The organism is Enterobacter sp. BIDMC 27, from assembly GCF_000534415.1.
In the GTDB taxonomy this organism is placed as follows: Bacteria; Pseudomonadota; Gammaproteobacteria; order Enterobacterales; family Enterobacteriaceae; genus Enterobacter; species Enterobacter hormaechei_C.
The window spans coordinates 1,952,185-1,970,445 of the sequence record NZ_KI973178.1; the positions used below are offsets into that span (position 1 = coordinate 1,952,185).

Consider the following 18,261-nt stretch of genomic DNA (forward strand, 5'->3'; position numbering starts at 1 on the left):
TTTCTCTTCGAGGTGGCTATGTTAGATAAAATTGATCGTAAGCTGCTTTCTTTGCTGCAAAGCGACTGCACCCTCTCTTTGCAGGCGCTGGCAGATGCCGTTAATCTGACCACCACACCGTGCTGGAAGCGCCTCAAGAAGCTGGAAGATGATGGCATTCTGCTGGGACGCGTGGCGTTGCTGGATCCCGAAAAACTGGGGCTTGGACTGACCGCCTTCGTCCTGATAAAAACGCAGCATCACAGTAGCGAATGGTACTGCCGCTTCGTCACCCAGGTTTCCGACATGCCCGAAGTGCTCGGCTTCTGGCGCATGGCGGGGGAATACGACTATCTGATGCGCGTTCAGGTGGCAGACATGAAGCGCTACGATGATTTCTACAAGCGGCTGGTCAATAGCGTACCAGGCTTGTCCGATGTCACCTCCAGTTTCGCCATGGAACAGATTAAATACACCACAGCGTTACCCATTGAATAACTTCTTAAAATACCTTCAGGAAAAGACCGCGTGCGATTATTTGCCCAATTAAGCTGGTACTTTCGTCGGGAGTGGCAACGCTACCTCGGCGCGGTGGCCCTGCTTATTATCATTGCCATTCTGCAACTGATCCCGCCCAAAGTGGTGGGTTACGTCGTGGATGGCGTTACGGAACAACATTACACCGCCGCACGGGTGATGATGTGGGGCGGTACGCTGGTGCTGACGGCCGTGGTGGTTTACCTGCTGCGTTATGTCTGGCGCGTGCTGCTGTTCGGCGCGTCCTATCAGCTTGCCGTTGAGCTGCGCGAGGACTTTTACCGCCAGCTGAGCCGCCAGCACCCTGAGTTTTATCTGCGTCACCGTACCGGGGATCTCATCGCCCGCGCCACTAACGATGTAGACCGCGTGGTGTTTGCCGCCGGTGAAGGGGTGCTAACGCTGGTGGATTCCCTGGTGATGGGCTGTGCGGTACTGATTGTGATGTCTACGCAAATTAGCTGGGAGCTCACGCTGCTGGCGCTGCTGCCGATGCCGCTGATGGCGCTGGCAATTAACCGCTACGGCGAGCAGCTCCATGAACGCTTTAAGCTGGCGCAGGCGGCGTTCTCGTCGCTGAACGATCGCACCCAGGAGAGCATGACCAGCATCCGCATGATTAAAGCGTTTGGTCTGGAAGACCGCCAGTCCGCGCTGTTTGCCGCCGACGCTGCCGATACCGGCGCGAAAAACATGCGCGTGGCGCGTATTGATGCCCGTTTCGATCCGACAATTTATATTGCGATTGGCATGGCGAACCTGCTGGCAGTGGGCGGCGGCAGCTGGATGGTGGTGCAAGGCACGATGACCCTCGGGCAGTTAACCAGCTTTGCGATGTACCTTGGGCTGATGATCTGGCCGATGCTGGCGCTGGCCTGGATGTTTAATATCGTTGAACGCGGGAGCGCCGCTTACAGCCGTATCCGCGCCATGCTGGCGGAAGTGCCGGTCGTGAACGATGGCAGCGAGCCGGTATCGGAAGGTCCGGGTATTCTCAAGGCTGATATCCGCGCCTTTATCTACCCGCAAACGGAACATCCGGTGCTTGAGAACGTCAGTTTCACGCTGCGTCCTGGTCAGATGCTGGGCATCTGTGGCCCGACGGGTTCCGGTAAAAGCACCATTCTGTCACTGATTCAGCGCCATTTTGACGTGAGCGAAGGCGATATCCGTTTCCACGACGTCCCTCTGCCACGTCTGCTGCTGGATGACTGGCGCAGCCGCCTGGCGGTCGTCAGCCAGACGCCGTTTTTGTTTTCAGACACCATTGCCAACAATATCGCGCTCGGGTGTCCGACGGCGACACAGGACCAGATCGAGCACGTGGCGCGTCTGGCCAGCGTCCACGAGGATATTCTGCGCCTGCCGCAGGGCTACGATACGGAAGTGGGTGAGCGGGGCGTTATGCTCTCCGGCGGACAAAAACAGCGTATCTCTATTGCCCGCGCGCTGCTGCTGGATGCTGAGATCCTGATACTGGATGATGCGCTGTCCGCAGTTGACGGGCGTACTGAACATCAAATTTTGCATAACCTTCGCCAGTGGGGAGAGGGGCGCACGGTCATCATCAGCGCGCACCGTCTGTCGGCCCTTACCGAAGCCAGTGAAATTCTGGTGCTTCAGCACGGGCATATTGCTCAGCGTGGTCAGCATGAGCAGCTCGCCGCGCAGACCGGATGGTATCGGGATATGTACCGCTATCAACAGCTTGAAGCCGCGCTGGATGAGGAGGTCGCCGATGCGTAAGTTTGGACAGATGTGGCCGACGTTAAAACGGCTGCTGGCCTATGGCTCGCCGTGGCGCAAACCGCTTTCCATCGCCGTGCTGTTGCTGTGGATCGCCGCGATTGCGGAGGTGACCGGTCCGCTGCTTATCAGCTATTTCATCGACAATATGGTGGCGAAAAACTATCTGCCGCTGGGGCTGGTGGCGGGGCTGGGCGTGGCGTATGTCGGCCTACAGCTGACGGCGGCGGGGCTGCACTATGCGCAGTCGCTGCTGTTTAACCGGGCCGCCGTGGGCGTGGTCCAGCAGCTACGCACGGATGTGATGGATGCCGCGCTGCGCCAGCCGCTGAGCGAGTTTGATACCCAGCCGGTCGGACAGGTTATTTCGCGCGTCACCAATGACACCGAGGTGATCCGCGACCTCTATGTAACCGTTGTCGCAACGGTTCTGCGCAGTGCCGCGTTAATTGGCGCGATGCTGGTGGCGATGTTCAGCCTGGACTGGCGTATGGCGCTGGTGGCGATCGCTATTTTCCCGGCGGTGCTGATTGTGATGGTAATTTACCAGCGCTACAGCACGCCGATTGTTCGTCGCGTGCGCGCTTACCTCGCAGATATCAATGATGGCTTCAACGAAGTGATCAACGGCATGAGCGTTATCCAGCAGTTTCGCCAGCAGGCGCGTTTTGGCGAGCGAATGGGAGAAGCCAGCCGCTCGCACTATATGGCGCGGATGCAGACGTTACGGCTGGATGGCTTCCTGTTACGCCCGCTGCTGAGCCTCTTCTCTGCGCTGGTGCTGTGCGGGCTGTTGATGCTGTTTGGCCTGACGACGCGCGGAACCATCGAGGTGGGGGTACTGTACGCATTTATCAGCTACCTTGGACGCCTTAACGAACCGCTGATTGAACTCACCACGCAGCAATCGATGCTGCAACAGGCAGTGGTCGCGGGCGAACGTGTATTCGAGCTGATGGACAGGCCGCGTCAGACCTATGGCGATGACGAACGCCCGCTGGAAAGTGGATCCATAGCGTTTGATCATGTCTCGTTTGCCTACCGCGACGACCAGCTTGTCTTGCAGGATATCAACCTCGAGGTACCGTCGCGCGGTTTTGTCGCCCTGGTTGGGCATACCGGTAGCGGCAAAAGCACGCTCGCCAGTTTGCTGATGGGCTACTATCCGTTGACGCAGGGGGAGATCCGTCTGGACGGACGGCCGCTTGCCGCGCTTAGCCACAACGCGTTACGTAAGGGCGTCGCGATGGTGCAGCAGGATCCGGTGGTACTGGCGGATACCTTTTATGCCAACGTGACGCTGGGACGACCTTTCACGCCTGAGCAGGTATGGGAGGTGCTGGAAACGGTGCAGCTTGCGGATCTGGCGCGCGGGTTAAGCGAGGGGATCCATACCCGGCTGGGTGAGCAGGGCAATAATCTCTCGGTCGGGCAAAAGCAACTTCTTGCGCTGGCGCGCGTGCTGATTGAGACGCCACAGGTGTTAATTCTGGATGAAGCGACCGCAAGCATTGACTCCGGTACCGAGCAGGCGATCCAGCAGGCGCTGGCTGCCGTGCGGGATCGCACTACGCTGGTGGTGATCGCCCACCGCCTCTCAACCATCGTCGATGCCGATACCATTCTGGTGCTGCACCGTGGCCAGGCCGTTGAACGGGGGACGCACAGAGCGCTGCTTGAGGCAAAAGGACGCTACTGGCAGATGTATCAGTTGCAGCTGGCAGGCGACGAACTGGCCGCCAGCGAGCGCGAGGAAGAGTCACTCAGCGCCTGATGCACCATAACAAGGCAATGCGCTAACAGACTTAACCGTTGGTGCAAAACTGAAACGCACCCTGCACTGCCATGGTGCGTTTTTTTTCATCCCTACCCGGCGCATGCGCGCCGCGGCGCTTTCCTCCTCACCTTTCACTTCTGGCACACCCTTTGCAATATCCCTTTCGTGTTAGCTGCGGCCATTACCGAATTCTGACTGGAGGGGATATATGAAGCTGGTTACGGTGGTAATCAAACCATTCAAACTCGAAGACGTGCGTGAAGCGCTGTCTTCCATGGGTATTCAGGGACTGACTGTCACCGAAGTGAAAGGCTTTGGGCGTCAGAAAGGTCATGCCGAGCTTTATCGCGGGGCGGAATACAGCGTTAACTTCCTGCCAAAAGTGAAGATTGATGTGGCGATTGCCGACGATCAGCTTGATGAGGTGATTGATGTCGTCAGCAAAGCAGCCTACACCGGAAAAATTGGCGACGGCAAAATTTTCGTTGCCGAACTACAGCGCGTCATTCGCATCCGTACCGGCGAATCTGACGAAGCGGCGTTGTAAGTAACTCCTGGCACACAGTGATAGGGATCGAGAAAATGAAGAAAGCAACAATGAAAACAGGTCTGGGTTCGCTGGCACTGCTGCCGGGCCTGGCAATGGCTGCACCTGCTGTGGCAGACAAAGCCGATAACGCCTTTATGATGATTTGCACCGCGCTGGTGCTGTTCATGACGATTCCGGGGATCGCGCTGTTTTACGGCGGCCTGATCCGCGGCAAGAACGTACTCTCCATGCTGACGCAGGTTGCCGTCACGTTCGCGCTGGTGTGTGTGCTGTGGGTGGTTTACGGTTACTCGCTGGCCTTCGGGGAGGGCAACGCCTTCTTCGGCAATGTTAACTGGGCGATGCTGAAAAATATCGAACTGACCGCGGTGATGGGCAGTTTTTATCAGTATATTCATGTCGCGTTCCAGGGCTCATTCGCCTGCATCACCGTGGGGCTGATTGTGGGCGCGCTGGCTGAGCGTATCCGCTTCTCTGCGGTACTGATTTTCGTGGTGGTCTGGCTGACGCTCTCCTATATCCCGATTGCGCATATGGTCTGGGGAGGTGGTCTGTTGGCTTCCCATGGCGCGCTGGACTTTGCGGGCGGTACCGTTGTGCACATCAACGCCGCGGTAGCAGGTCTGGTAGGCGCATACCTGATTGGTAAGCGCGTGGGCTTCGGGAAGGAAGCATTTAAGCCGCACAATCTGCCGATGGTCTTTACCGGCACCGCCATCCTCTATTTTGGCTGGTTCGGCTTCAACGCAGGTTCAGCCAGCGCCGCTAACGAAATCGCCGCGCTGGCCTTCGTGAATACCGTTGTGGCAACCGCCGGCGCTATCCTCTCATGGGTATTTGGCGAGTGGGCCGTTCGCGGCAAGCCATCGCTGCTGGGTGCCTGTTCCGGGGCGATTGCCGGTCTGGTAGGTATTACGCCAGCGTGCGGTTACGTGGGCGTGGGCGGTGCGCTGCTGATCGGTATCGTCGCAGGACTGGCGGGGCTGTGGGGCGTTACCGCACTGAAACGTGTTCTGCGCGTTGACGATCCGTGTGATGTATTCGGCGTACACGGTGTGTGCGGCATCGTCGGCTGTATCATGACCGGTATCTTTGCTGCCCAATCTCTGGGCGGTGTGGGTTACGCAGAAGGCGTGACCATGATGCATCAGGTGCTGGTACAGCTGGAAAGCATCGCGATCACCGTTGTCTGGTCCGGTGTTGTGGCCTTTATCGGTTACAAGCTGGCTGATATGACCGTTGGGCTGCGCGTGCCGGAAGAGCAGGAGCGCGAAGGCCTGGACGTCAACAGCCACGGCGAGAATGCGTACAACGCATAGTTTGAGTGCTTTTGCCGGGCGGCGGCTTCGCCTTACCCGGCCTGAAAAAGCACAATTCGCAGGCCCGGTGAGCGCAGCGCCACCGGGCTTTTTCTTTTTACATCACCCGCGATTACGCATCACACCTTCCTGCACGGTAGAAGCCACCAGCACGCCATCCTGAGTGTAAAACTCCCCGCGTACAAAGCCGCGCGCGCTGGACGCAGAGGTACTTTCCACGCTGTAAAGCAGCCATTCATTCATATCGAATGGACGGTGGAACCACATGGAATGGTCAATTGTGGCTACCTGCATCCCTTTTTCGAGGAAGCCCACACCGTGCGGCTGTAGCGCAACCGGCAGGAAGTTGAAATCCGACGCATACCCCAGCAGGTACTGATGCACGCGTAAATCTGCGGGTACGCTGCCGTTGGCGCGGATCCACACCTGACGGGCGGGCTCAGCGGTATGCCCCTTCATTGGGTTATGAAATTCGACCGGGCGGATCTCCAGCGGTTTATCGCACAGAAACTTCTCTTTTACCTGCGGCGGCAGCAGATGCGCGAGAGCGCGGGCAATTTCGGTTTCCGATTTCAGATCGTCCGGCGACGGGGCAGACGGCATCTTTTTTTGATGCTCATAGCCCGGCTCTGGCGCCTGGAACGAGGCGGTCATGTAGAAGATGGGTTTGCCATGCTGGATGGCCGCCACGCGACGGGCGCTGAAGCTTTGACCGTCACGCAGAACTTCCACGTCGTAAACAATCGGTTTAGCACTGTCACCGGGGCGTAAAAAGTAGCTGTGAAACGAGTGCACCAGACGGTCTGCCGGGACGGTCTCCTTGGCGGCATACAGCGCTTGCCCCACGACCTGGCCGCCAAAAACCTGGCGTAAGCCTAAATCTTCGCTCTGTCCGCGAAATAGCCCTTCTTCTATTTTTTCCAGGTTCAGTAATGTCAGCAGATTGTTCAGTGCCTGACTCATAGTGGTCCTCAATAAACGCCGTGGCGAAAGATACGCTGAGTATAACCCAGAAATGAAAGTGGTCCGATGGGTAGAATAATCTTAATATCCGGACGAAATTAGGCATAAATCCGTGATTTGTGCCACACTTGTATTCGTTATGTGAATAAAACGACATCAGATGGGATCGATCCCGCTGGTGCATTGATGATAAGGAGACTTCAATGAAACTCGTGCCTATGCTCAGTGGTGTAGCAATTGCGGTAGCGTTGTCCGCCTGTGCTGGTAAGAGTGCCGATGTACCGGTGCCAACAGCAAGCGCAAACGGGATTAACACCCTTTCACAGCAAGCTATTCAGCAGCCAAATGTTTCCGGTACGATCTGGATCAAACAGAAGGTTGCGCTGCCGCCGGATGCGGTTTTAACGGTCACGCTGTCTGATGCTTCCCTGGCGGATGCGCCGTCCAAAGTGCTTGCGCAGCGCGCGGTTCGTACAGAGGGTAAACAGGCGCCGTTCAGCTTTGTGCTGCCGTACAACCCGTCTGACGTGCAACCCAATGCGCGTATCCTCCTGAGCGCGGCGGTAACGATCAACGATAAGCTGGTCTTTATCACCGATACCGTGCAGGAAGCGGTCAACAAAGGCGGCACCAAAATCGACCTGACCCTGGTACCGGTGCAGCAAACTGAAGTACCTGTTGCAACGCAGACCAATCAGCCGACTCTGCCTACACCGCCAACACAGCTGTAATTCTCTTTCGCCCTCTCCATGTTGACGGGAGAGGGCGTCAGTACTCCCAGCGATACTTCTGCATATCAATCTGTCCTGCCCCGGACACCTGCACCCCTTCTGAGAGTAATGCCTGACGCTGGCGCTGCAAGTCTGGCCCGGTGAGGGAAATGGCGCCATGGCGATTGACGACCCGGTGCCACGGTAACGAGCTTCCTTCCGGTAGCCTCCTCAGCACGCCGCCTACCTGACGCGCCGCGCGCGGAGAACCCGCCAGCCGGGCGACTTCCCCATAGGTCGTGACACAGCCTTCCGGGATCGAGGCTACGATTTGCCACACTCGCTGTGGGAAAGTGTCATGTTCGTCCATTGTTACTCCTGCGGGAAATCAGCGAAGGGTAATGTTATACGAAGATAAAGAAGATTGTCGGGGCAGTTTGCGCAATAATCCAGCATCCGGTTGCCAGCGGCTTGCAATTGAGGTGCTCCACAGGGATAATGCGCCAGCGCGTTGGTTATCAACGCTCTCAATGGGGGCTCTGTTGGTTCTCCCGCAACGCTACTCTGTTCACCAGGTCAGGTCCGGAAGGAAGCAGCCAGGGCAGACGACGTGGGTGCCGGGATGTAGCTGGCAGGGCCCCCACCCATTTGAGCTTACGCTAAGCCGTATAGCTTAAAACCTCATCTCTTTGCCAACAATCATTCTGATATAGAGCCGATTATATCCGGCTCCCTTAATCGAAGATGACGTTTTCGGTTTAAATATGGGGTCCAAGGAATCGATCGCCGTTCAGGTGGATCATATGGGTTGGAGCATCAGCTACCCAGACCTCTGTTTCCCAGGATAATTCCATCAGATATTTTGCCATCACTTTCCGGTCGGGGAAGGCTGTAACGTAAACCAATCCGGGTTTAGCAGAAGCAAATAATTTTGCTAACTCACCGTGACGCTTTCCATCGACGGGCCCGTGGGAAGTAACTGATTCAATTAAAAGTAGCCAGTTGCGTTTTTGCCAATAAAGAACAACATCGGGCAGTTTACCTTTTCGATCAACACTTACTCCCAGTTCTGCAAGTCGGTCTTTTCTAAAATGATCTTCCTTCGCGCCAGTATCTCCGATGTAAATAACTTCTGCTTCAGGAGCGAAACGAGGACCAAACTCAACGATGATATCCTTGATGAGCTGGCTATGCGCACCGGGGCTTAATTCTAATTCAGTACCGTCATTCAGCTTTAATGGCACCATTTCCATTTTTCGCGCCATGGCATACTGCTCAACTAAGGTCGGTACGTTGCCCATATGTTCTTCAAGCGCTGTTTCCCATTTGGCAGAACCATAGTTTAATAACACGGTATGCAGTTCAGGCGCTATCTGATAGCAAGCTTTAGGGGAGTTAACGGGGCGTTCGGGTTTATCCGGATTGTATATAGCTATTCCGCCATCACAAAACTGATGGAGCGTTTGTCGACGGAAGGTTTCACGCGTGTTTGGGGCGTACTCTTTTCCGTAAACGTCTCTACACCAATCCATGATCGGTGTCACACCCAACATTGGGCGTTCAATTTTCTCCCACTCGCCATCAGGATGAAGATCAAGCAATGCGAGCATAGTTAAAGCCGAACGCTCGTTTATTTGAGCACGAGGCATTCCAAGTTGACGCAACACATCAAGAGCTTGCTCTATTTTTTCCTGCGCTTTCAACGGGTCAGCGATTTTTCCTTTCGTCATAAGATCTAACTCCCTGTTAATAATTTCGTCAATTTGGTTCTGTTTAAGCACTTCATCATCGAACTCAGTACCCATTTTTCGCAATACTTGCATTGATGGATAATGAATTGATCTTAAATCAGAGGCATTTACCTGAGTATGCCCACCAAACTGACGGTAATACTTATCCAGCAAAGTGCAATTCAGATAGACATAAAGCCCTCGGGCGAGATCCGCATCCATACCCTTCTTCTGAATATGGAAGACATTGGTTTTATTATCGAAACCGATCAACTCGCCAGGAAGTGAGGAGTCATATAATGTTGCGACAATGCGACGCTTTTCCTCTTTGCTGCTAAATCTTTTTAAAATCAGGAAGTAGCCCTGGTTTTTCCATAACCAGGGACGTGATGATTCGGAAACCCTAATTGCATTAGGTTTTTTCCCATCAAGGGGCCAATTCACTTTGCCGTTCAAATGCTGAGGAAAAAGTAGCGGCACTGACCCGGAGTCCATTCTTTCTCTGAGGTCATTTTTAAGGCGAAAGTCAACTACCGGCCCAGTACTAACCTGAACATTAAGCTCGTCCAGAGTTGTTGTAAAAGGGGATAATCTCTCGATTATGTCCTGTTCTCTGGGACTTGCAGCGATATGAATGAACTTTTGTTTGTCTGCTGGGTTAACTATTTTGTCTATCGACACCTTGCGCTGCGTCATATCGGTGGCCGTGATTTGCCCGGATTCTTCATCAAGATGAAAATCTGACGTTGGGCTGGAGGTGATAATAACCTGCCCCTGCGGAACGCCTTTAACACAGTGAATGATGATATTTTCTTGAAGCACTTCATCCTCAGCAAAAGCCGCATTACGGGAGTCGAAAATGTGGATGTGCTTGATGGACGTTTCAGAGAGTAAAAGCTCGCGGAAAGGCTGATAGTAAGGGCCATTACAGAAAGAGCGTGGAATAATCGCCACTAATTCTCCTCCCTTTTTCAGCTGTTTCAAAGCTAACGCCACAAACCCAGAGTATAGGTTGACCGTTTCTATGCCTGCATTGCGTAAAGAGGCCCGGTGAGCGCTCGACGAGAGAATTTTTTTATAAGGGGGATTCATAATCACATGGCTATAAGTCCCTGGCTCTTCACTGGTCGAAATATTTTTAGCCAGACTTGCCTCAAGTATGTAATCTACCTTACTAATTTTATGGGTTAATTTTCCATTTGCAGCCTCATCACAGGCTTTCAGTGTCTTGCTAAGATACGGAAGCATCACTTCTGCAATGTCGATGGCGTCGAGCTCCATCTTGTCGACATCAAGGCGCAACGCTCGTTCTACGAACGCCGCAGAGAGCGACCCCACTCCGCAGCCTGGATCGAGTAGCTTGATGTCACCTTTTATGTCGTCAAACAGGCTTGCCATGAACAGACAAATCGGAGCCGGGGTCATAAACTGACCGAGTGCAGATTTTGTCTTTGGATTTAACAGCTTATTCGCTTCTTTTCTATGCTGATCAGCCAGTTCCAACAAGCGCATCATATTTCCACTAGGTAACAAAAAAGTTCAAATTGCATACTGCTCCTGTGTCATCCGGAACAATATTAAGAGTCAGAATGCGTCACATGCCGACAATGTTACTACAAACAGAGCAGCGATCAGGATATCTTTAGTCCGTCAAAGGCCGCTTTGCCGATCGCCAGCCTAGCCTGCGCCACCGCTAATGGTAAACCCAGCGTCAACAGTCCGTAGCTGTTCAACGGTTGCTTTACCGATTCTGCTATCCTGGCGTGTAATACAGACTTCATTTAACTGAAATAATAATGTCATAAACCTGTAATAATAGACTGTCATTTTATTTTCCGATGCCTTTATTCTGTCATAAGCTAAAAAATATATATCTGGATAACAAACTTATCTTCGTGTATTAAATTAAACACGTGTTCCGAAAGGATGTGACAATCATGGTTACTGCGGTTTTAAACGTTAAAATTGATGAAGCGCTAAAAGAAAGACTTCGCCACTATGCGGAAGACAATAATGAGAATTTAAGCGTGACCACAGAGAAACTGCTGCTGCTGGCATTTGAAGCAGTAGAAGAGGCGGGAGTATCGGAAGAGGATGTTGATAATCAGCATACGGAAGAAGAGAGCGTAACTCCATTTACTCCTAAAGAAATCAAAGCACTACGTAAACTTCTGAAGAAGAGAAAATGAAACAACAACTATCGACTGCCAGTGACTACAACGAGGCCTGCAATCTGTTACGTTCCGGCTACGTGAAACATGTTCGTCTTGGCTGGAATGTAGGAAGTGATGAGTTCTTTCGTATTGCGTCTGACTGGTGTGATACCGGTGCAAAAATAAAGAAAGAAGGGGATAATTTCATTATTTCGCTGAAAGGCTTCCCGATTCCACCTCAACATTAAGTTGTTCTTCATGAAAACTGCTGACTGCATGCGATACAGTCAGCAGTTTTTATTGTTTCTGGCGAATAATTTACACCAGGCTCCGTTTTACTGGCGCTACACTTTTATTTAATGCACGCCACAGCGGTTTGATCCGCAATAATGCCTCTTCAAGTTCTGGTGAACTGAGTGAGAAGGGCATACGCAGGTAGCGGTCAAACGCGCCTGATAGTCCAAAACGCGTGCCGGTGCCCATAATGATGCCTGTCGTTTCGGCGCGTGCCGCCAGCTGTGTCGCCAGCATGCCGGGTAATTCAATCCAGTATGAAAGCCCTCCCTCCGCTTCCTGAAACCGCCATTCGGGGAAATGTTCCCGCAGCATCTGGCCGCAGCGGTCGCGCCGTTCTGCCAGCATTTGCCGCCGGGCAGGCAGGAAGGTTGCACTGTTTTCGATAAGCCACAGCGTGGCCAGCTGTTCCAGCACCGGCGAGCCCAGATCCAGCGTGTCGCGCGTTTGCGCGAGGGTGGCGATAGTGCGTGACGAGGCGCGGATCCAGCCGAGACGCAGCCCACCCCAGAAGCTTTTACCTGCGGAACCCAGCGTCATCACCGTGGCCTCCGGGTTAAAGGCGGCCAGCGGCGGCGGCGGGGGAACATCGAACCAGAGATCGACCATGGTTTCATCCACCACCAGCGTGGTGCGGGTCTGCGCGGCGATGTCGGTTATGGTCTGGCGCGTCACGGCATCCATGCAACGTCCGGTCGGATTATGAAAATCCGGCATCAGATAGGCCAGACGCGGGGCTGTCTGGGCAAGCGTTGCGGCAAAACCGTCGGTATCCCAGCCCGTTTCAGGCAGCGAGACGCCCACGGGCCGGCATAGCGCCCCCTGAATAGCGGCTATCGCCAGCGGGTAGGTGGGATGATCCACCACCACGCGATCCCCGGGACCGGTCATCATTCTTAAGATCAGGGCGAAGCCGCTGACGGCGCCGTTCACCACCATCACTTCGTCTGCCCGGGTGGGCAGACCGCGTGCGGTGTAGCGGGCGGCGATAGCTTCACGCAGCGCCGGAAGCCCAAGCTGATCGTACCCGGTCAGCGCCAGATTCGGCGTGATGGCCGTCAGCGCGTGGGCGTAGGCCTGGTGGATCTCTGGTTCCGCGTTGAGTGCGGCGGTTGAGAGATCCAGCGCCGCGCTGGCAGTAGAAAGCGTGGGCACGGCGCGGCGGTCTGGCAGGATCGCCCGCGAACCGCTGCCGTGACGGCTCTCCAGATAACCCTCTTCCCGCAGATGCGCCAGCGCGCTGCTGATGGTGGTGCGGCTTACGCTCAGAGCGGCGGCCAGTTCCCGCTCTCCGGGCAGGCGCGTGTTTAACGCCAGCCTGCCATCCAGAATTAACAGGCGTAACGCGTCAGCCAGCTGGCGCCACAGCGGGGTGCGGGAAGAGGCTTGCTGCCAGTGCCCTAACAGGCGTACCAGAGACTGGCTTCCAAAACGACGTGATGACATATGCAGTCCACTATTTGAAAACTGGACATTAATCATAGTGCCATTTTCACCGAAGATGGAACCTGGTTCTTCGGAGAAGAGAAAATGGTACGTCGTCTGGTACAACTTTATGTCGGTTTAGGCCTGTACGGGCTTTCAACCGCGATGTTTATTCGTTCGGATCTGGGTGTCGACCCGTGGGATGTCTTTCACCTTGGCGTCGCCATCCAGACCGGGATGAGCATCGGCACGGTGATTATTTTAACCGGGGCCGCGGTGCTGCTGCTGTGGATCCCGCTGCGTCAGCTGCCGGGACTGGGTACTATCAGTAATGTGATTTGTATTGGTCTGGCGGCCGATGCGTCAATGGCGCTGATCCCTGAGCTCACCTCGCTGCCCGTGCGCATCACCCTGCTGGTTTCCGGCATTGTGGTTAACGCCCTTGCCACCGGGATGTATATCGGCGCGGGTTTTGGCGCAGGCCCGCGCGACGGTCTGATGACCGGCATACATGCCCGGCTGGGCTGGTCGATCCGCAGCGTGCGTACCGCGATCGAGGTGACCGTGTTGATCGTCGGCTACCTCCTCGGGGGAGCGTTTGGCGTTGGAACCGTACTGTATGCATTAACCATCGGCCCGCTGATCCAGCTCTGTTTGCCGTGGTTTCGTCAGGGACCGCGCATTCAGAAAGCCGCGCGGCCGGAGCGGATTGTTTAATTTTGCGAAGCGCTCACAGGCTATGATGGCGTAACTGTGTCAGAATAGAGACTTCTCTTTTTACGACGCCAGAATGTATGAAAGCGATCACTCTTTATGACGTTGCCCGCGTGGCGGGCGTTTCCTATCAGACCGTTTCCCGGGTGATTAACGACGCAGAACACGTTTCTGCCCGTACGCGGGAAAAGGTCCGGCAGGCCATGGCGGCGCTACACTATGTGCCTAACCGTGGCGCGCAGCAGCTGGCCGGGAAACGTACCCGCACGCTGGGGCTAATGACCAGCGATCTGGCGCTGCATGCGCCGTCGCAAATCGCCTCAGCTGTAAAATCCCGGGCAGTGGAGCAGGGGGCTAGCGTACTCATCTCCATGGTGGAGCAACCCGCGCAGTGTCAGGCTGCTTTGCAGGAATTACTGGCGCAGCGCGTGGAGGCGCTGCTGGTGAACGTTCCGCTGGAAGATGCACAGGCAGAAATGCTTCAGGAAATGGCCTCGCCGACCCCGGTTCTTTTTCTCGATGTTTCCCCCACAGCTCGGGTTAACAGCCTTGTTTTCAATGCCGAACAGGGCGCTGGCCTGGGGGCAGAGCATCTGCTTTCGCTGGGGCACCAGCGAATTGCGCTGCTCGCCGGGCCGGAAAGTTCTGTCTCTGCCCGGGCTCGTCTGGCGGGATGGAAAACCACGCTGGCCCGGGCCGGCGTGGAGGCGTTTGCGGTGGCGCAGGGCGACTGGAGCGCGGCCTCGGGCTATGAGAAAGGGCATCAGCTCCTGGCGGGCGCGCAGCTGCCGGAGGCGATCCTCGTCGCTAACGATCAGATGGCGCTTGGCGTTTTACGCGCCTGTGCGGAAAAAGGCGTTGCGGTACCGGGGCAGATCTCGGTTGTCGGGTTTGATGATACGGCTGACAGCGCGTGGTTTTCACCTCCGCTCACCACCGTTCGGCAGGCGTTCCGCGAGGCCGGTGAGCGCAGCGTGGAGTGGCTGATGGCACCTGACCATCACGACGAATGCTGGCAGGAACAACTTCCCGTTACGTTGATAGTACGTCATTCCACCGCGCCGCGCGCCGCACAGCAGGCCGATCGTGAAGATCTGGCGCAACAGCTCAGAACGCTGGCGCTGCTGGCGGAGAAACTGGCGCGCAGCTAGCACTTTTGTGATCGTGCTCGCCTGGTGACGATCAAAGTCTTTACCGCCACCGTTTACCAGGGCATGTTGGCTGAAATTGTGAGCGCTTCGCGAAGAGGTTGATATGTCTTCTACATTACCGCTGACCCTCAGCGCACTTCTGGCGCGTCGTGACTGGGAAAACCCGGGCGTGACGCAGTGGAATCGTCTGGCTACACACGCGCCTTTTCATAGCTGGCGCGATGAAACCTTCGCCCGCGAGGATAAACTTTCGCTAAGCAAGTGTCTGCTTAACGGCGTCTGGCGATTCAGCTTTTTCCCGGCGCCAGAGCAGGTTCCCGAGGCATGGATAACGGACGATCTGGCTGACGCCGTTGAGATGCCCGTGCCGTCGAACTGGCAGATGGAGGGATTTGACACTCCCATCTATACCAACGTCACCTATCCGATAAATGTGAACCCGCCGTATGTTCCGGCTGAAAACCCAACTGGTTGTTACTCGCTCACATTTGAGATGAATGACGCCTGGCTGTGCAGCGGGCAAACCCGCATTATTTTTGACGGGGTGAATTCAGCTTTTCATCTGTGGTGTAACGGCCAGTGGGTGGGCTATTCGCAGGACAGCCGTCTGCCTGCGGAGTTCGATCTTAGCGCGGTGCTGCGACCGGGGCAGAACCGTCTGGCGGTGATGGTGTTACGCTGGTGCGACGGAAGCTACCTGGAAGATCAGGACATGTGGCGGATGAGCGGCATTTTCCGTGACGTCTCGCTGCTGCACAAGCCGGAAACGCGAATTGCCGATTATCAGATCGTGACCGATCTGAATGCCGAATGCGATCGGGCGATACTCCGGGTTGACGTTGCGCTGGAAGGCTCACGCTACGCCGAATGCGAGGTGGCGTTTACCCTGTGGCGTAACGGCGAAGCCTGCGCGCAAACCACGCAGCAGCCCGGATCGGCCATCGTGGACGAACGTGGCAGTTGGGCAGAACGGCTCACGGTGGCGATCCCCGTGAACGCTCCCGCGCTGTGGAGCGCTGAAACACCGGAATGCTATCGGCTGACAATGTCGCTTCGGGATGCGCAGGGTAACGTGCTGGAGACTGAAGCCTGCGATGTCGGTTTCAGACGCGTCGAAATCAGCAACGGCCTGCTGAAGCTTAACGGCAAACCGCTGCTGATCCGCGGCGTGAACCGTCACGAACATCATCCTGAGAAGGGGCAGGTGATGGATGAGGCGACCATGCGCCGCGACATCGAACTGATGAAGCAGCATAACTTCAACGCCGTGCGCTGCTCGCATTATCCGAACCATCCTCTGTGGTACACGCTTTGCGATCGCTACGGCCTGTACGTGGTCGATGAGGCGAATATTGAAACCCACGGCATGGTGCCGATGAGCCGCCTGGCGGACGATCCGCGCTGGTTGCCTGCCATGAGCGAACGCGTAACGCGTATGGTGCAGCGGGACCGGAATCATCCGTCCATCATCATCTGGTCCCTGGGGAATGAGTCCGGGCATGGGGCGAACCACGATGCGCTGTACCGCTGGCTGAAAACCACCGATCCCACGCGGCCGGTGCAGTACGAAGGCGGCGGCGCGAGTACAGCCGCTACCGATATTGTCTGCCCGATGTATGCCCGCGTCGATCAGGATCAGCCGTTCCCGGCGGTGCCAAAGTGGTCGATTAAAAAGTGGATCGGCATGCCGGACGAAACCCGTCCGCTGATCCTCTGCGAGTATGCCCACGCGATGGGCAACAGCTTTGGCGGCTTTGCCAGCTACTGGCAGGCATTCCGCAGCCATCCCCGTTTGCAGGGCGGGTTTGTCTGGGACTGGGTCGATCAGGCGCTGACGAAAAAAGCGGAAGACGGCACGGCATTCTGGGCCTACGGCGGCGATTTTGGCGATAAGCCCAACGACCGTCAGTTCTGCCTCAACGGACTGGTGTTTCCCGATCGCACTCCGCATCCCGCCCTTTACGAGGCGCAGCGTGCCCAGCAGTTCTTTACCTTTATGCTGGTGAGCACCGCTCCGCTGGTCGTCGAGATCCAGAGCGAATATCTGTTCCGTCATACTGACAACGAATATCTGCGATGGTCGGTGGCGCGTGACGGTGCGGTATTGGCCTCCGGCGAAATACCCCTTTCTGTTGCGCCTCAGGAGACGCAGCGCGTTGAGATCCCGCTGCCTGAGCTTGACGCTGAGCCGGGCGAGGTCTGGCTCAACGTGGAGATCGTTCAGCCGCAGGCCACGCCGTGGTCGCCGCCCGGCCACCGTTGTGCCTGGGATCAGTGGCCGCTCCCGGCTCCGCTGTACCTTGCGCCACCGAAAGCAGGCGGAACCCCTCCGCAGCTAACGGTGCAGGACGAGGCGCTGGACATTACTCATCAGCAGCAGCGCTGGCAGTTTAGCCGTCTCACCGGAAACCTGGCCCAGTGGTGGAACGAGGGCGCTGAAACGCTCCGTTCCCCGCTAACGGATAACTTCACCCGCGCGCCGCTGGACAATGACATTGGCGTCAGCGAGGCGACCCGCATCGATCCGAACGCGTGGGTGGAACGCTGGAAAGCGGCAGGGATGTATGGGATGTCCGCGCGCCTCCTCCAGTGTGAAGCGGAGCAGCATGCCCGTGAGGTGGTGGTGACCACGCAGCACGTGTGGGAGCATCAGGGTAAAGCGCTGTTTATCAGCTGCAAGCTCTGGCGGATTGATGACCACGGGGTGCTGCACGGTGATGTGCAGGTGACGGTGGCGTCTGACATTCCTGAGCCCGCTCGCGTGGGCCTGAGCGTTATGCTGGCGGATATCCCGGAAACGGTGCGCTGGCTGGGGCTAGGCCCGCTGGAGAACTATCCGGACAGAAAACTGGCGGCGCAGCAGGGGCGTTGGGCGTTACCGCTGGAAGAGATGCAGACGCCGTATATCTTCCCGACGGAGAACGGTTTGCGCTGCGACACCCGCGAGCTGACGTTTGGCTCCCATCAGTTGCAGGGACAGTTCCATTTCTCCCTGAGCCGTTATAGCCAGCGGCAGCTGCATGAGACAACGCATCAGCACTTGCTGCGGGAAGAGGCTGGCTGCTGGTTGAATCTTGATGCGTTTCACATGGGCGTAGGGGGGGACGACTCATGGAGCCCGAGCGTAGCCCCGGCCTTCATTCTGCAAAACCGCCGGCTGCGCTACACGTTTAGCTGGCAGCAGAACGGCTGAGCCGACACGTGCGGCCACTG

At 56.1% G+C, this 18,261-nt stretch carries 15 protein-coding genes and 1 other RNA gene; 12 read left to right on the forward strand and 4 right to left on the reverse strand.

What is annotated here, in order from left to right; translation table 11 throughout:
* Positions 1 to 18: 18 nt before the first annotated feature.
* The 5 genes from L463_RS13355 (at position 19) to amtB (ending at position 5,908) form a co-directional block, all read left to right on the forward strand.
* Positions 19 to 477: an Lrp/AsnC family transcriptional regulator gene (locus L463_RS13355; RefSeq protein WP_015571267.1), complete on the forward strand. Its 459-nt coding sequence runs from the start codon at positions 19 to 21 to the stop codon at positions 475 to 477.
* A 30-nt stretch (positions 478 to 507) separates the two neighbouring features.
* Complete coding sequence (locus L463_RS13350) at positions 508 to 2,262, forward strand: SmdA family multidrug ABC transporter permease/ATP-binding protein (protein WP_032102879.1); 1,755 nt, start codon at positions 508 to 510, stop codon at positions 2,260 to 2,262.
* Complete coding sequence (locus tag L463_RS13345; protein WP_023296031.1) at positions 2,255 to 4,036, forward strand: SmdB family multidrug efflux ABC transporter permease/ATP-binding protein; 1,782 nt, start codon at positions 2,255 to 2,257, stop codon at positions 4,034 to 4,036. Before L463_RS13350 ends, L463_RS13345 begins: the two co-directional genes overlap by 8 nt.
* Positions 4,037 to 4,247: 211 nt before the next feature.
* The gene (gene glnK, locus L463_RS13340) at positions 4,248 to 4,586 is read left to right on the forward strand and encodes a P-II family nitrogen regulator (protein ID WP_006809867.1); all 339 of its coding nucleotides are present in this window, start codon (positions 4,248 to 4,250) and stop codon (positions 4,584 to 4,586) included.
* Positions 4,587 to 4,621: 35 nt separating this feature from the next.
* A complete protein-coding gene (amtB, locus tag L463_RS13335) occupies positions 4,622 to 5,908 on the forward strand; it encodes an ammonium transporter AmtB (RefSeq protein WP_015571265.1) in 1,287 nt (428 codons plus the stop codon).
* Between the two features lie 102 nt (positions 5,909 to 6,010).
* On the opposite strand, the gene tesB is transcribed toward amtB, so the two are convergent.
* Positions 6,011 to 6,871: an acyl-CoA thioesterase II gene (gene tesB, locus L463_RS13330; protein ID WP_015571264.1), complete on the reverse strand. Its 861-nt coding sequence runs from the start codon at positions 6,869 to 6,871 to the stop codon at positions 6,011 to 6,013.
* Between the two features lie 203 nt (positions 6,872 to 7,074).
* Between tesB and L463_RS13325 the strand changes: the two genes are divergently transcribed.
* Positions 7,075 to 7,602 (forward strand): YbaY family lipoprotein, encoded by a 528-nt coding sequence (locus tag L463_RS13325; RefSeq protein ID WP_023296032.1) that lies wholly within the window; start codon positions 7,075 to 7,077, stop codon positions 7,600 to 7,602.
* A gap of 37 nt (positions 7,603 to 7,639) precedes the next feature.
* Here the strand turns inward: L463_RS13325 and L463_RS13320 are convergent, their stop codons facing one another.
* On the reverse strand, positions 7,640 to 7,951 hold the full coding sequence (locus tag L463_RS13320) for an MGMT family protein (RefSeq protein WP_023296033.1): 312 nt from the start codon (positions 7,949 to 7,951) through the stop codon (positions 7,640 to 7,642).
* A 170-nt stretch (positions 7,952 to 8,121) separates the two neighbouring features.
* On the opposite strand from L463_RS13320, the gene ffs reads away from it, so the two are divergent.
* Positions 8,122 to 8,218: signal recognition particle sRNA small type (ffs, locus tag L463_RS23480), an RNA gene on the forward strand.
* Positions 8,219 to 8,339: 121 nt separating this feature from the next.
* Here the strand turns inward: ffs and L463_RS13315 are convergent.
* Positions 8,340 to 10,826: a BsuBI/PstI family type II restriction endonuclease gene (locus L463_RS13315; RefSeq protein ID WP_223826493.1), complete on the reverse strand. Its 2,487-nt coding sequence runs from the start codon at positions 10,824 to 10,826 to the stop codon at positions 8,340 to 8,342.
* A gap of 422 nt (positions 10,827 to 11,248) precedes the next feature.
* Here L463_RS13315 and L463_RS13310 point away from each other — a divergent pair, with 422 nt between their 5' ends.
* Both L463_RS13310 and L463_RS13305 read left to right on the forward strand, forming a co-directional pair.
* A complete protein-coding gene (locus tag L463_RS13310; protein WP_006809862.1) occupies positions 11,249 to 11,500 on the forward strand; it encodes a hypothetical protein in 252 nt (83 codons plus the stop codon).
* A complete protein-coding gene (locus L463_RS13305) occupies positions 11,497 to 11,712 on the forward strand; it encodes a hypothetical protein (RefSeq protein ID WP_015571263.1) in 216 nt (71 codons plus the stop codon). Before L463_RS13310 ends, L463_RS13305 begins: the two co-directional genes overlap by 4 nt.
* Positions 11,713 to 11,782: 70 nt before the next feature.
* On the opposite strand, the gene L463_RS13300 is transcribed toward L463_RS13305, so the two are convergent.
* Entirely contained in the window at positions 11,783 to 13,204 is a 1,422-nt protein-coding gene (locus L463_RS13300) for a MocR-like transcription factor YczR (RefSeq protein ID WP_032102880.1), read from the reverse strand.
* 84 nt (positions 13,205 to 13,288) lie between these two features.
* On the opposite strand from L463_RS13300, the gene L463_RS13295 reads away from it, so the two are divergent.
* The 3 genes from L463_RS13295 to L463_RS13285 all read left to right on the forward strand — a co-directional run bounded on the left by L463_RS13295 (position 13,289) and on the right by L463_RS13285 (position 18,241).
* Positions 13,289 to 13,900, forward strand: a complete 612-nt coding sequence (locus L463_RS13295) for a membrane protein YczE (protein WP_015571261.1) — start codon at positions 13,289 to 13,291, stop codon at positions 13,898 to 13,900.
* Between the two features lie 77 nt (positions 13,901 to 13,977).
* Complete coding sequence (locus L463_RS13290) at positions 13,978 to 15,048, forward strand: LacI family DNA-binding transcriptional regulator (RefSeq protein ID WP_015571260.1); 1,071 nt, start codon at positions 13,978 to 13,980, stop codon at positions 15,046 to 15,048.
* Between the two features lie 103 nt (positions 15,049 to 15,151).
* Positions 15,152 to 18,241: a beta-galactosidase gene (locus L463_RS13285; RefSeq protein ID WP_032673152.1), complete on the forward strand. Its 3,090-nt coding sequence runs from the start codon at positions 15,152 to 15,154 to the stop codon at positions 18,239 to 18,241.
* The last annotated feature ends 20 nt before the right edge of the window (positions 18,242 to 18,261 follow it).